Source organism: Candidatus Eisenbacteria bacterium, assembly GCA_005893275.1.
GTDB lineage: Bacteria > Eisenbacteria > RBG-16-71-46 > SZUA-252 > SZUA-252 > WS-7.
Genome location: VBOW01000004.1, coordinates 1 through 13,442 on the forward strand (window position 1 = coordinate 1; position 13,442 = coordinate 13,442).

At 66.4% G+C, this 13,442-nt stretch carries 10 protein-coding genes and 1 pseudogene; 2 read left to right on the plus strand and 9 right to left on the minus strand.

All coding sequences use genetic code 11. The features are described 5' to 3' along the window. The 8 genes and pseudogenes from E6K76_00305 to E6K76_00340 form a co-directional block, all read right to left on the minus strand. Positions 1 to 2,367, minus strand: a 2,367-nt coding sequence (locus tag E6K76_00305) for a leucine--tRNA ligase (GenBank protein ID TMQ60933.1), incomplete at its 3' end; no start/stop codon positions are given. Further along, positions 2,360 to 3,343, minus strand: coding sequence for a hypothetical protein (locus E6K76_00310; GenBank protein ID TMQ60934.1), 984 nt, complete (start codon positions 3,341 to 3,343; stop codon positions 2,360 to 2,362). The genes E6K76_00310 and E6K76_00305, both read right to left, overlap by 8 nt. Further along, on the minus strand, positions 3,337 to 3,903 hold the full coding sequence (locus tag E6K76_00315; GenBank protein ID TMQ60935.1) for a hypothetical protein: 567 nt from the start codon (positions 3,901 to 3,903) through the stop codon (positions 3,337 to 3,339). Before E6K76_00315 ends, E6K76_00310 begins: the two co-directional genes overlap by 7 nt. Further along, the gene (locus E6K76_00320; protein TMQ60936.1) at positions 3,866 to 5,293 is read right to left on the minus strand and encodes a sigma-54-dependent Fis family transcriptional regulator; all 1,428 of its coding nucleotides are present in this window, start codon (positions 5,291 to 5,293) and stop codon (positions 3,866 to 3,868) included. The genes E6K76_00315 and E6K76_00320 overlap by 38 nt, the downstream gene beginning before the upstream one ends. 13 nt (positions 5,294 to 5,306) lie before the next feature. Then, positions 5,307 to 5,771, minus strand: a complete 465-nt coding sequence (locus tag E6K76_00325) for a hypothetical protein (protein ID TMQ60942.1) — start codon at positions 5,769 to 5,771, stop codon at positions 5,307 to 5,309. 219 nt (positions 5,772 to 5,990) lie between these two features. Next, positions 5,991 to 6,818 (minus strand): annotated as a pseudogene (locus tag E6K76_00330) (PAS domain S-box protein). Positions 6,819 to 7,265: 447 nt separating this feature from the next. Beyond that, positions 7,266 to 8,237 carry a hypothetical protein gene (locus tag E6K76_00335; GenBank protein TMQ60937.1) on the minus strand — a complete coding sequence of 324 codons (972 nt, stop codon included), beginning with the start codon at positions 8,235 to 8,237 and terminating at the stop codon, positions 7,266 to 7,268. Then, the gene (locus E6K76_00340) at positions 8,227 to 9,015 is read right to left on the minus strand and encodes a fibronectin type III domain-containing protein (GenBank protein TMQ60938.1); all 789 of its coding nucleotides are present in this window, start codon (positions 9,013 to 9,015) and stop codon (positions 8,227 to 8,229) included. The genes E6K76_00335 and E6K76_00340 overlap by 11 nt, the downstream gene beginning before the upstream one ends. Positions 9,016 to 9,937: 922 nt before the next feature. Between E6K76_00340 and E6K76_00345 the strand changes: the two genes are divergently transcribed. Continuing rightward, complete coding sequence (locus tag E6K76_00345; GenBank protein ID TMQ60939.1) at positions 9,938 to 11,203, plus strand: metallophosphoesterase family protein; 1,266 nt, start codon at positions 9,938 to 9,940, stop codon at positions 11,201 to 11,203. Further along, a complete protein-coding gene (locus tag E6K76_00350; protein TMQ60940.1) occupies positions 11,203 to 12,657 on the plus strand; it encodes a hypothetical protein in 1,455 nt (484 codons plus the stop codon). Before E6K76_00345 ends, E6K76_00350 begins: the two co-directional genes overlap by 1 nt. A gap of 51 nt (positions 12,658 to 12,708) precedes the next feature. Here E6K76_00350 and E6K76_00355 read toward each other — a convergent pair. Next, positions 12,709 to 13,442 (minus strand): T9SS type A sorting domain-containing protein (locus E6K76_00355; GenBank protein TMQ60941.1); only part of this gene is annotated, 734 nt, incomplete at its 5' end.

A 13,442-nucleotide genomic window follows, 5' to 3' on the forward strand; every position in this document is an offset into this window, starting at 1 on the left:
CCTCTCCTGGGCTTCTCGGGAGGCGGAAGGCCAGCCGGCCGTGAAAATGGACCCGGACCCGCCGAGAAGGGCCCAGGCGCCCTCCGCGGTGTGGGGGGCGAGCGGGGACAGGAGCCGGGTTCCGATGCCCAGGGCCTCCTCAACCTCCGGGTCGGTCATATCTCCCCCGCCGTCACGGTGTTCGTCCAGCGCGTTCACAAACTGCATCATTCCGCTCACCGCCGTGTTGAGGTGAAGGCGGTCCATGTCGGTGAGGATCTGGGCCGTGAGCTGGTGGATGCGGCGCCGAAGATCCCGGCGCGCGCCGGTCGGAGCCCAGGCGGCCCGCCCGCCCGCGGCCCGGCGGGTCGAGGGGAGGCCTTTAGCGCTTCGTGCGGCAGCGACATCCTCGACAAGCTTCCAGTAGCGCTGGAGGAAGCGGTAGGCCCCTTCCACCCCGCGGTCGTTCCACTCGGCGTCTTTTTCGGGTGGCCCGATGAAGAGCGTGTAGAGCCGGACGGTGTCGGTTCCGTAACGCTGGATCAGGTCGTCCGGCGCGACGGTGTTGTTCCTCGATTTCGACATCTTGACCCCGTCCTTGGTGATCATCCCCTGCGTGAAGAGCCTCTCGAATGGTTCGGAGAAGGAAACGAGGCCCATGTCCCGGAGCACCTTCACGATGAATCGCGAGTAGAGGAGATGCAGAATGGCGTGCTCGACCCCCCCGATGTACTGGTTGACCGGAAGCCACCGGTTCACCGCGTCCGAGTCGAACGCCACCTTCTCGGATTTCGGGCTAAGGAAGCGCAGGAAGTACCAGCTCGAGTCGACGAAGGTGTCCATCGTGTCGCTCTCGCGCCGCGCCTCCCCGCCGCACGTAGGGCACGACGCCTTCAAGAACGCCTCGTTCGTCCGGAGCGGCGACTCCCCCGTCGGTTTGAACTCGACCTGGTCGGGGAGCAGGACCGGCAGGTCCGATTCGGGCACCGGCTGGATGCCGCAGCGCTCGCACGTCACCATCGGAATGGGCGCGCCCCAGTACCGCTGGCGGGAGATGAGCCAGTCGCGCAACCGGTAATGCACGCTGGCTCCCCCCGCGGACTTTGCCTCGAGGGCCCTGACGATCGCGAGCTTCCCTTCCGGGCTCGGCAGACCGTCGAAAGTTCCTGAGTTCACGAGCGTGCCTTCCCCTTCGTATGCCGCGCCCGCGTCGTAGGCGCCGCCGGGGTCGCGCACCACCTCCACGATCGGGAGGCCGTACTTTGTCGCGAACTCGAAATCGCGTTGGTCGTGCGCCGGAACCGCCATGATGGCGCCGGTCCCGTACCCCATCAGCACGTAGTTCGCGATCCAGACGGGAAGCTTGGCGCCGGTCAGGGGGTGGACGGCGTCGATTCCCGCTCGCGCTCCTTCCTTCTCCGTCTCGACCTCGAAACGGTTCTCCAGCCGCGCGCGGCGCAGGCGCTCGACCAAGTCCGCGGCCGGCCGCGGTAGCTTCCCTCTTTGGCTTAACTGCGAGACGAGCGGATGCTCGGCGGCGAGCACGACGTAGGTCGCGCCGAAGAGCGTGTCCGGGCGGGTCGTGAAAACCTCGATCGACTCGCTCGAGCCCGCGACCGGGAACCGGATCGTCGCGCCCTCGCTCCGGCCGATCCAGTTCGTCTGCATGAGTCGGACCTTCTCCGGCCAGTGGACCAGCAGATCCAAATCACGGAGCAAGGGTTCGGCGTAAGCCGTGATCTTGAAATACCACTGCTCGAGCTCGCGCGTCTCGACCGTCGTGCCGCAGCGCTCGCACTTCCCATCCACCACCTGCTCGTTCGCGAGCACGGTGTTGCAGGAGGGACACCAGTTGACCGCGCCCTTCGCGCGATACGCGAGCCCGCGCTCGTAAAGCTTTAGGAAAAGCCACTGTGTCCATCGGTAGTATGAGGGATCACACGAGGCGAATTCGCGGTCCCAGTCGTAGGCGAGCCCCCAGGAGATCAGTTGCTCCTTCATGCGCGCGATGTTGCGGCGTGTCCAGGTCGCGGGATGGATCTTGTTCGCGATGGCTGCGTTTTCCGCGGGCAGCCCGAACGCGTCCCATCCCATGGGCGTCAGAACCGAGTGCCCCTGCATCCGCTTCAGGCGGGTGACGACATCGCCCAGGATGTAGTTCCGCCCGTGCCCCACGTGGAGATCACCGGAGGGGTACGGGAACATGTTCAGGCAATAGAACGGGCGCTCCGCGGTCATCGGGTCGCGGATTTCGAAGAGCCCTTCGTCCTTCCAGAGCTTCCGCGCGCGCCGCTCCATCTCATGGAACGGGTACACGCTCTTCGTCCGCACTCTGGGCTCGTTGACCTCCGGCTCTCCGGACACACCCTTTCGAATCGATTCACCCATGGAGGATTTGCCTCACGCTTTGCACGAGAGCATCGGCCAGCTCGGCGTCGCGGATCTCGCCGCGCTTGAGCGCGCGATCGGCCCGATAGACCTGGTCCAGCACCGCGCGGGCCTTGCCGGGCTGGAGCGGGGCCGCCGGACGCGCCGCGCGGCGGTAGAAGAAGCTCTGCGGCTCGAGCGCTCCGAGGGCGCACTCGGCGAGCGCCCAGAGCGCGCTGGTTCCGGCAACGCCTTCTCGGGCCAACGCCTCGGTTTCGGCGCGCGCTTGGGCGGCGCTTCCGCCGAGCACGGCCTGGGCCCACCGTTCCACGGAGGCCCCGGCGCGCGCCTCACGCAAGGATTCAAGCGCCTGCGCGGGCACCCGTCCTTCCGTGTCGGCGTGGGCGGCGAGCTTGCGGATCTCCTGGCGAAAGGACAAGAGATCGGGCGTCGCACGGAACATTACCTCGACGGTGCGGCCGGGCAGCTTGAGACCCTCCTCCTCCGCGATGATTTCGGCCCACGTCAGTCCTTCGCGCCCTCGAACGGCGCACGGGACCGTAGTCACGCGTGCGGCGAGAGCGCCCAGGAACTTGAGCTCGTCGACCTCGCGCGACGTGGTGAGCAGGAGGAACACGCCCTCCCCTGGATCCTCCATCCAGGCGAGCAGCGTTTCCTCTACGCCCCCGCCCATCTTCGATGCTTCGCGGATCCAGATGCGCCGCGTCCCACCGAAGAGGGAGAGCGTCCCGAGCGCCCCCGCGAGGGTCTCCGCCTGGAGCGCGTCTCCCTCCAGCCGCTGGAACTCGGCGCCTTCCGATTCCGCCCCGGCGCGGCACGCCCGGACGAGCTTCTCGCGCAGGAAGTCGTCGCTCCCCGCGGCCAGCACGATCGGCGGAAGACCGGCCGAAGGGCCTCGGAGCATCTTCTCGGCCTCGCGCGGCGTCACGACCGCGCCGCGCGGTTTCCCCGCGCCCTCCCCTTGGGCTCTTACCATCCCTGTACGGTGCGGCTCACGATCTGGTCGGCCAATTTCTGGATCACGTCCTTTCTCCCGTCCGTCTCCGTCTTCGCGGGCTCCGTGCCCACAGGAACCACATTGTACGTGGTTCTCACCGAGAGGGCGTCTTCCTTCCAAACATCGCGATTCTTGATCATGTCACGGAAAGAGATCTGCACCGTGAGCACGATTTCGTACTCCGTGGCGCGCTCCGTCGAGGTGTACCCGAACACCTGGTTCTTGTACGCGACCACCGTTCCCCGCAGCACCGCGTCGGCGTCCCGTTCCTGGACGATCCGAAGATGGCGGTCGGCGAGAAAACCGGCCACGAGACCCTGGGTGATATCGTCGGCGAGGCCGAACTCGACGGTATTGTTGACGAAGACCGGGATCGCGAGCGTTTTGAGGTGCGGAGGAAGGGCGCTCCGGACCGTGTAGCCGCAGCCCGGCCCCGCGACGGCTAGGAAGATGGAGGCGATCCAAATCCCCGCGGAATGTCGCGGGGCGACTCCGGACATCCTACCCCACATCCGCGGCGGGCGTGTCCTGGAATCCATAGAGCTTCATGCGGTAGCGCAGCTTGTCGCGCTTCATCTGCAGCAGGCTCGCCGTGCGGCTCTGATTGCCGCCGGAGCGATCCAAGGCTCGCTGGATGATGTCCCGTTCCACGCGTCCCAGCGTGCCCTCCAGGTCGAATCCCCCCTCGGGGATCTGCCCCGCTTCGAGGACGCCGCGGAGGGTGTCGAGCGAGGAGTCGGCCCGGGCCTGCGCCGGCGCGATGGCTGCGGTCAGATGCTGCGGCACGATCCGGTCCCCCTGGGATAGGAGCACGATGCGCTCGAAAAGGTTCCTCAATTCGCGAATGTTCCCCGGCCAAGGATACGACAACAAGATCTGCTCCGCACCGGAATCGATGCTGGCAAAGCTCTTCCCGAACAGGCGGTTGAACTGCGCGAGGAAATGCCGCGCCAGAGGGAGGATGTCCTCGCGGCGCTCGCGGAGCGGCGGGACGCGGATCGGCACCACCTTGAGCCGGTAGAAGAGGTCTTCGCGAAACCGCTGTTCCCGAACCATCGTCTCGAGATTCTGGTTCGTGGCGGAGATGACGCGGACGCTCACGGTAATGTCCTTCGTCCCGCCCACGCGTTTGAAGGTCATGCGCTCGAGGACGCGCAGGAGCTTCACCTGGATCGTGAGGCTCATTTCGCCAACTTCGTCGAGAAAGAGGGTGCCGCCGTTCGCGAGCTCCAGGAGCCCCTGTTTCTGCTGCCGCGCGTCGGTGAACGCTCCCTTCTCATGACCGAAGAGCTCCGATTCCAGAAGCTCCCGGGGAATCGCGGCGCAGTTCACCTCGAGCATCGGTTTGTCGCGACGGGCGGAAAGCTCGTGGATCCAGTGCGCGATCAGCTCCTTCCCCGTGCCGCTCTCCCCTTCGATGAGGACGCTCGTAGAATCGCTCTGCGCGACCTGCTCGACGATCGTGTAGACCTGCAGCATCGGCGCGCTCTGCCCGCGGACGAAATCGCGAGAGAATTTCTGGCTTTTCTGCTCCCGATGGTGCTGGACCTCGCGCCCCAGCCGCTGAGCGGTCAGCTCCCGCTCGAGCACGAGCAGGAGCTCCTCGCGGATCGGCTTCCCTTTCGTGAGGTAGTCGCGGGCGCCGAGCCGCATGGCCTGAACCGCGGTCTCATGATCGGGCTCGCCGGTCAGCATCACGACGATCTGCTCGGGCCATTGGACCCGGATGCGCTCCAGGACCTGGATGCCGGTCAGATCGGGCAGGCGGATGTCGAGGAGCACGAGATCGGCCGGCTCCTTCTCGAGCAGCTGGAGCGCCGCCTTGCCGGAGTCCGCGGTGAGGACGTGATAGCCCTCGGCCTTCAATTCCCGTGGGAGGAAATGGCGGATCGTCTCATCGTCGTCGATGACCAGTACGGTTGCCTTCATCTCGGCTTCCCTCTCACGCGGCCGCGGGGAGAAGGATCCGGAATCGGGTTCCTTGGCCCGGCGCGCTCACGACCTCGATCGATCCGCCGTGGCGCTGCACGATGCCGTGCGCCACGAACAACCCCAGGCCGGTACCCTTCGGGCGCGTCGTGTAGAACGGCTCGAACAGGTGCGGCAGGTGGTCCGGCTCGATTCCGACTCCCGTATCCGCGATCTCGATTTCGACTCGGGATAACGGCGGGTTTCCCACGGGGCGGGCCCGGATCGCCACTTCCCCCTGGTTGGGAATCGCCTGCACCGCGTTTTGAACGAGGTTCAGGAATACCTGCTGGAGCTGGTCGGTGTCGGCCAGGACCTTGGGCCAATGATCGGCACCTTCGAGGCGTATCTGGACCCTTCCCTCTTCGATCGTGGGACCCAGGCTCTGGATCGCCCGGCCGGCCGCGTCGGCGACCGAGACCGGCCCGAGCGTGAGCATTCTGGGCCGCGTGGCCGAGAGCAGGTCCTGGATGATGGAGTTGAGACGGGAGACCTCGCGCAGGATGAACGTGACGTCCTCGTGCCGCTCGTCCCCTTCGGGAAAACCACGGCTCAAATACTGCACGCCGGTCGCGATGCCTGTGAGCGGGTTTCGGATTTCGTGAGCGACGCTCGAGGCGAACCGTCCGAGCGCGGCCAGCCGGTCCAATTGTCTGATTCGCTCCTCCATGGTTCTCAGATTCGAGAGATCCGTCAGCGTCGCGACCGCTCCCCGGATGCGCCCCTCCGCGTCTCGGAGCGCGGCCGCATTCACTTCGATGGGAATCGAAACGCCGTCCTGTCTCCGCACGATGTGCTCGGAGGGCGCCTCGACGCCGCCCCGTTTGAGAGAACGGAGCAAGGAGCCGTGCCAACCTTCCGCGCCGGCGATCTCATCGATTCGTCGCGCGAGCGCCGCCGCGCGCGGCGTGCCTGAGATATCCTCCGCGGAACGATTCCACGCGAGGACCTGCCCTTCGCGATCGACCGCGACCACGCCCAGGGGCATGTTTTCGATCACGTCCTCGCGAAAGCGGGCCTCGAGATCCAGCGCCTCGTTCAATGCCAGATTCACGAGGACCGCCCCAAGGGAGGGGACGATCGCCTCGAGCGACCCGCGCCGCGCCCAATCCGACTCCCCCTCCACGCCCACGAGTCCTACGACGCGGCGAAACTCGCAGCGGCCACATTGCCTTTGCCCTCCTGCGAGATCCTCGAGCCGCGCGCCGGTGATGGCGCAGGCGCCCCCCTCGGGAGTAGCGCCCGGGCAGGGGTGCAGCCCTCCGCTCAGGCGGTCGGCCGGCATGTCCCCTCGGATCACGAGGGCATGCCACGGCCCGCCTCGACGCCCCCGGGGGTCGCTCCGCATGGCGGTCTCGACTTCGCCCAGCGAGACCCAGCGGAGCCACTCGGGGTTCAGCTCGGCCGCCGGCACCCGCTCCGTGGTCCCCGCGTTGGAAGGAGAGGCGGGCCGGTGGAGGCAAAACTCGGAGGGATGGCCCCGCATTCGCCCCAACCAGAGCCGCGGCTCGTCGAGCGCGCGCGAGAGGTATTGGAGCAGGAGGTGGTACGGGCGGTCCGGATCCGCGTCGCGGATCGCGAATCCCATGAGCTCGCCGAGCCCCTCGAGCTGCACGCGCGTCGCGAGCCCGCGGCGGAAATTCGCCTCCAGATCCGCGAGCAGGAGTCCGACCAGCGCCTCCAGGGAGCGGGCGTCCCGCTCGCGTTCCGGCCCTTCGAGCTTCTGAAACTGCGGCAGGCCGCAGAGCGAGCGGATTTCTTCCGCCCGCCGCCAGAGCTCCTCCACCGCGCTGACCTGGCTAATGCGTTCCGGCGTTTTCAAAGGTAGGTGGATTGGGTTGGCAGGGATGCTGCGCGACCCCAGAGTAGGCGCGCGGTATCGCGGGTGAGACCCTACACTGTAGAAGTTAGAGGTTCAAGCCAAAGGCGAGAACTACGGCAGGATGGCGAGGTGCTCGACGCTCCGCCCCGAAGGGCTCTCGAGAACGACGTTGTACATCCCGGGCGCGACCGCACGTCCCCAGGTCGAGCGGCAATCCCACGACACGCTGTGCTCCCCCGGGGGTAGATCGCCGTCCACCAGCTCGCAGATCTTGTGCCCCATGAGGTCGAACACCGTGATCCGGGTCCGAACCGTGCCGCCCGTTCCAACCGCGAAGCGGAAGGTGACGTTGTCGTGCGCCGGATTCGGGAAACCGTGGATGTCCGTTTCCGCGATCTGGGCGGCGACGCCGGGGAGCGTCACCCCGGCGATGGCCGGTGCGCCTTCCTGTCCCCCGCCGAAGGTCGCGAGGCGATACTCGTAGCTGAGGCCGGGACTGACCGTCGTGTCGGTCCAACTGGTGGCTGTGATCGGCAAGGCCCTGAGAAGCCGCGGAGAGAGCTCGCCGGGGCCTTTCCTGTACATTCGGCTTTCGCTTCCCGCGTCCGGCGCGAGGGCGCTCCAGCTCAGCGTGACCGAAGACGGCGTGGCCAAGGCCTGAAACTGTTGCGGCGTGGCCAGCGTGAAGGTTTCCCTGGCCACTTTGACGGAGAGGTCGGAGAACGCGGACCAATTTGGAATTTCGTCCGAGGTCCGGATGATGAAGTAGTACGTCTGACCCGAATCCAGACCGGCCACGGTGAAGGCCTCTTTGGTGCCCGCGATACGAGGGGCCGGAACGCTGGGCACGGAGGTCGCGGCGTTCCACCAGGACGTCGTATCGACGCCGGTGACTCCGACCGTGCGGTAGCGCAGCTCGTAGGTGCTCGCCGTGCCGATCGAGCCGTCGTCGCCCGGAGCGGTCCACGTCAAGCCGACGAACCCCGCCCGGGCATCGGCAAACCCAAAGAGCGCACCGGCCGCGACGAGCGCCGCGATGCAGGAGCCTCCCGCCGAACGGCGATGAGCGTTCTTAGCGAGCACTGCTCGCCAAGACGTCGAAGGTGGACAGCTCAGCCGTAGAACCGCTCGGCTGCCCGCCGGAGTTATAGCCGAGGTCCCGCACGGCCGCCGGCGCGATCACGTCGGTTGTGGTCCCATTCACCACATTCGAAAGCGCTGCTGCGTTCCCCGCTTCGTCCAATGCCTTGATCGCGATGTAATACGTCTTGCTGCCTGCCAGCCCGCTCAGGACGTAGGTCTGCGCCGTGCCGGCGACGGCGGGTGCCGGCGCTCCGGTGGCGGGCGCTGCAGAGGCCCAGTTGGACGAGGTGATGGGGCTGGACGAATAGCGAATCTGGTAGCTCGCGGCGGTCCCCGTGTTTCCATCGTCGCCAGGAGCGGTCCACCGGACGGAAATCGATGCGCCTGCGACTTGGGTTACGGAAAGGTCCGCGATGGTCCCAGGTGCCGTGGCGTCGCCGCCCGTTTTCTTCACGGCCAGGTTGGAATACCCGGACCAGTTTGGAACTTCGTCCGCTGTGCGGATGATGAAGTAATACGTTGTCGAGGGCGTGAGCCCCCGCACCAGCACCGAGTCCATGGAACCGGCAGGACTGGGCGCGGGTACGGGAAACAGCGTGGCGGCATTCCACCAAGAGAGAGTGTCGACTCCGCTGACCGGAGTCGCGCGATATCGCAGCTCGTACCGAAAGGCCCTGCCGATGTTTCCGTCATCTCCGGGCGCTGTCCAGTAAAGCGCCACGGTCGAGTCGGCCGATGTCTGGGCGCTCACCGGCGAGACGCTCAGAGCGGTCCCCACGAAGACTCCCGCGCCAAACAGCGCGGCGGCCCATGGGATCGGGTGGCGGCGGGGTCTGTCGAGTCTAGTCCACAAGATGGCGCTGCAGCGCTGTAGCACGAGATGCCCCCTCTTGTGCGCCGGGTCGGCTTGGCAATGGCTTGCCCCCGGCTGTCCCAGGACGTGGTGCTACGGTTTTCGAATTGTGGATTCGCCCTTCCCCAGTTGGGCCGTCGAGCAGGAAAGGTGCCAGGGCTAGCAATCGGGGCATTCATGAGCAGGCGACGGACCCCGTTTTGGTCGGGTTGCGCCTGACTCCGCAATAGGGGTCCATCGTTTGCGGTGGCTCCTTCGGGCAATTCGCACAAGCGCACGAGCAGCCTGCAAAGGGGCTCCCGCTAGCCCAAGGTGGTACTATTGCGTACGAATCGGTGCTCCCCCATCGCGAGCCTGGACCGCACGGCGCGTCGGGGTTTCCGGCCGGGTGCGGGGCTCAAAGCGCGTAGGGACAACTTCTATGGCGCCCCACATTAGCTGGCACCCTTCGTGCTAGTTTCCTATCAGCGCCGCCTCTCACCGGCGCGCTGGGGACGCCATAAAACACCTTCATTTACGTTTCGTGGGCACGAATCAGCCTCGGCTCGGCCGCCCACACAGGACGGGGGAGTTCCGGAAACGCCAATGAATTTCGTGCGCACCGCACCTCTGGAAATGTACCCTCGGCGCGACTCGTCGTTCTCTCGCTGTCAGACCCGAATGGGGTGGGCGCTTTGGGGCGCCCGTTGCGAGGCACTCTCTCCTGAGGTTGCGGAAGCGGCCGGCACATGCACGCTAGGCTCGATCATCGATAGCTGGACCATTCTCGCGCCCGGTTCTCCCTCCGCCGACAAAGAACCGCCAGCGCCCCCTCAAGATTTGCGGCCCGGAGGCTGACATGCGCGTCATGAAGTTACGATTGGGTCTACTGGGGGCGAGTGCCCTGCTCGCCCTCATGGGCACGTGGAGCGTCGCCGCCGCGGCGGTGGACGAGGTCCATTGGAGCTTTGTCGGGCAGACCGCGGTGACGTTCGATTGGCGCGGCGCCGGGAACACCATTCAATTCGGGACCACAACCGCCTACGGGCGGAGCGTAACCGCGTCCACGCCGAGCCCGGCCCCCTATTCCTCGGCGGGCCCGTTCTGGGAAGCGAAGCTCACCGGGCTGACGGAGAACACGGTCTATCACTACTCGATCGCGGGCGGAGCCGATCACACGTTTCGCACGCCCCCGCCTCGGGGCTCATCCGACTTCACGGTCTACGTGGAAGGGGACATCGGCGACGTGGCCACGTACTCTAACGTGGGACCGGTGCAGTCCCTGATCGGGACGGCGGCTCCGGCTTTCGTCCTGGCGGTTGGGGATCTCACCTATGGCAACGCCCACGGCCAGGCCTCGGTCGACAATCATTTCAACGACGTGATGGTGTGGTCGCAGAATGCGGCCTATCAGCCCGCGTGGGGAAATCACGAGTGGGATAAGACCACGGACGACTTGAGGAATTACAAAGGCCGGTTCGACTTTCCCAACGCGCAGACCTCTCCCGGCTCCCCCTCGGTCAGCTGCTGCGGCGAAGACTGGTACTGGTTCGACTACGGAAACGTCCGCTTCATCGCCTATCCCGAGCCCTGGTCCGGGGCCTGGGCCGACTGGCGGACCAAGGCGGGCGCCATCATGGACGCCGCGCAGAGCGATCCGGCGATCAAGTTCATCGTGACCTTCGGCCATCGGCCCGCCTACTCCTCGGGGCATCACCCGGGGGACGCCACGCTGAAGGGGTACCTCGACGCCCTCGGGGCGTCGCACAGCAAGTACAAGTTGAACCTGAACGGGCACAGCCACAACTACGAGCGCTCGTCTCCCCAGAGCGGGGTGGTTCACATCACGGCGGGCACGGGGGGATCGAGCCTGGAGGAGGACGGGAGCTGTCTCTGGCTGGCGTGCACGCAACCCGCGTGGTCGGTATTCCGGGCGATGCACCTCGGCCCCCTGCGGCTTCGCTTCACGTCGTCGGGGATCCAGGGCACCTTCATCTGCGGACCGCCGGGAGGCGGGACCAATGACGTGACCTGCACGCTGGGAAGCGTCCTCGATTCGTTCACCATCGGATCCCCCGCGGTCGGCGACGTGATTGCGCCCGCGTCGATCAGCGATGTCAGGACCTCCCCGTGATGGGTTGCCGGACGCACGGTCTGGCGCGAAAAGCGGCGGGTCTCGTCCTCGCGGCGGGGCTCGGCATGTGCGCGGCCTCCCCGGCGTCGGCGATCACGTACCCCGGCTTCATCGACATGGTCACCGACCCGACTCTGGTGTTCGCGGTTCCGATCGTCGGAAAGCCGGCCTACCAGTCCCCCTTCACGGATCTCGTATTCCGGACCCGCGTGACGCGGATTGCCAACGATCCGGGCGCTTCGACCGCACCGGTCTCCGGAACCTGGGGGTCCGACGCCCGGCACCACTATTCGAAGACGCAACCCTGGAACTCGGACAACTCCCTGATCGTCATCGAGAATCGCAACGGAGGCTCGCCTGCGAGTCTCATTCTCGATGGCAGCACCTACCTGCCCAAGCTCGCCCCGTGCGGCAGTTACAGCCCGTACGACTATCGGTGGCACCCGAGCCCGGCTCATGCGAACGAGCAGATCAACGTGGACGGCTCCGGCGCGGAGCTCATGTGGTTCAATGTGGCTACATGCACCAAGACCCGCACGTGGACGCTGCCCGTCACCGTGAACTATGGCATCGGGTCCGGCGAAGGGAACCCCTCGAACGACGGCCGCTATGTCGCGCTCGCGAGCGCGACCCAGCTCTTCGTCGTGGATATGGACCCCCAGCCTCCCCTCGCCCCCTACCCCAACAAGCGGATCGGCCCCGTGTATGATGTCTCGTCGTGCGGCCTCTCCGGCGGGTGCAGCATCGACTGGGTCTCGATCTCCGCCTCGGGGAAGTACGCGGTCGTGAGCTACAACGGCGACTATCCGAGAATTTTCGACGTGAACCCCACGACCCTGGCGCTCACTCCGCATCCGATGCTGGCCAGCTCTCCACGTTGCAACGGCGGTTCCGCCGCGCAGGGGTTTACCTATGACCTGGGGCACGCGGATGTGGCCGTGAACCCATTCGACAACAACGAAGATGTCCTGATCGGCCAGGAGCATTGTGGCAACCGCGGAAAGGTTGTGAACGGGGTGCTGATCGGCGGCGTGGTGATGGTTCGGCTACGAGACGGCGCGATTACGCCGCTGACGGACGCCACGAACGAGGCTTACCCGCACCATATCTCCACGAGAAACCTCGACCGGCCCGGGTGGGCCTATGTGGGCTACTACCCCGAGATCGGCAAACGCTTCTGCGACGAGATCATCGCGGTCAAGCTCGACGGGAGCAAGGCGGTCCAGCGCTTCGCGCACAAGCACAGCGTGTTCAGCGGATGCTACCGCTGCGAGTCGCATCCGGTCCCGTCGCGGGACGGCCGACGGGTGATCTTCGCCAGCAACTGGGCCGACAACTGCGGGGCCCTGTGCGGCTCGTCTTCGGTCATCCAGGACTACGTGGTCGACGCGCGCGGCGCCGGCACCGGAGACTCGGTCCCTCCCTCCCCCGTGTCGAACCTGCTGGCCCGTTAGCTCCCGCGCACGTTCGAGGTCACTTCGCCTTGGAACGCCGCGCCTCCGATCTCACCGCATCAAGACGAATCGGCCCTCGGCAGACCCCTCTCTCACTTCGATGCGATAGAAATAGACGCCGGAGGGTAGCCGCCGGCCCGATGCGTCGCGCCCGTCGAACCGCACGGCATGACGCCCGGGAAGAAGGCTTCCTGCCTCGAGGAGGATCTTGACGCAGCGCCCTGCGAGGTCGTAGACCCTCACGTGTGCGGGGCCGTCACGCGATGTGGTGAAGGCAAGCGTGGCGCCGGGATTGGGCGGGTTCGGCGCCACGACTGCCGCAAGGTCGGGGGCCGCGTCCGGCGACGAGCCTCCGGCCAGGATGCTGGCCGAGATGTTGTCGATCTGGAATGCTTCCCCTGCCGCGATGGGATCGTCCTCCACCTGGAGATCGAGCGTGGATCCAGCCACCCTGGCCACGTAGTCGACGGACATCATCTGCCAGCCTGGAGCGGGCGTTACGGCGTTCGAGTAGGTAGTCGTGCCCTTCTGCGAGGTTCTCATGTACTCGCGCACTTGGAGCTCCGCCACACCTCCGGCGCTATCGGAGCGAACCCACGCCGTGAAGCGGTACACGGCGCCTGCCGCGGGGGTCTCGGAGATCCAGTTGGGGCTGTCGTTGAGGCCGAACTTTCCCGTGCCGCTCCCCCGGACCTCGAGGGAGAAGCTGCCGTCGAGTCCGCCGGCGACGCGCTGAATCGTTCCCCCGGCGTTCGCGACCCATCCGCTGGTGGAGGTCTCGAAGG

What these genes read in the sequence shown, in the direction of transcription:
- E6K76_00310 (TMQ60934.1), bottom strand. Translation starts at nt 3,343, where the DNA reads ATGGTAAGAGCCCAAGGGGAGGGCGCGGGGAAACCGCGCGGCGCGGTC.
- E6K76_00315 (TMQ60935.1), bottom strand. Translation starts at nt 3,903, where the DNA reads ATGGATTCCAGGACACGCCCGCCGCGGATGTGGGGTAGGATGTCCGGA.
- E6K76_00320 (TMQ60936.1), bottom strand. Translation starts at nt 5,293, where the DNA reads ATGAAGGCAACCGTACTGGTCATCGACGACGATGAGACGATCCGCCAT.
- E6K76_00325 (TMQ60942.1), bottom strand. Translation starts at nt 5,771, where the DNA reads ATGCTCACGCTCGGGCCGGTCTCGGTCGCCGACGCGGCCGGCCGGGCG.
- E6K76_00345 (TMQ60939.1), top strand. Translation starts at nt 9,938, where the DNA reads ATGAAGTTACGATTGGGTCTACTGGGGGCGAGTGCCCTGCTCGCCCTC.
- E6K76_00350 (TMQ60940.1), top strand. Translation starts at nt 11,203, where the DNA reads ATGGGTTGCCGGACGCACGGTCTGGCGCGAAAAGCGGCGGGTCTCGTC.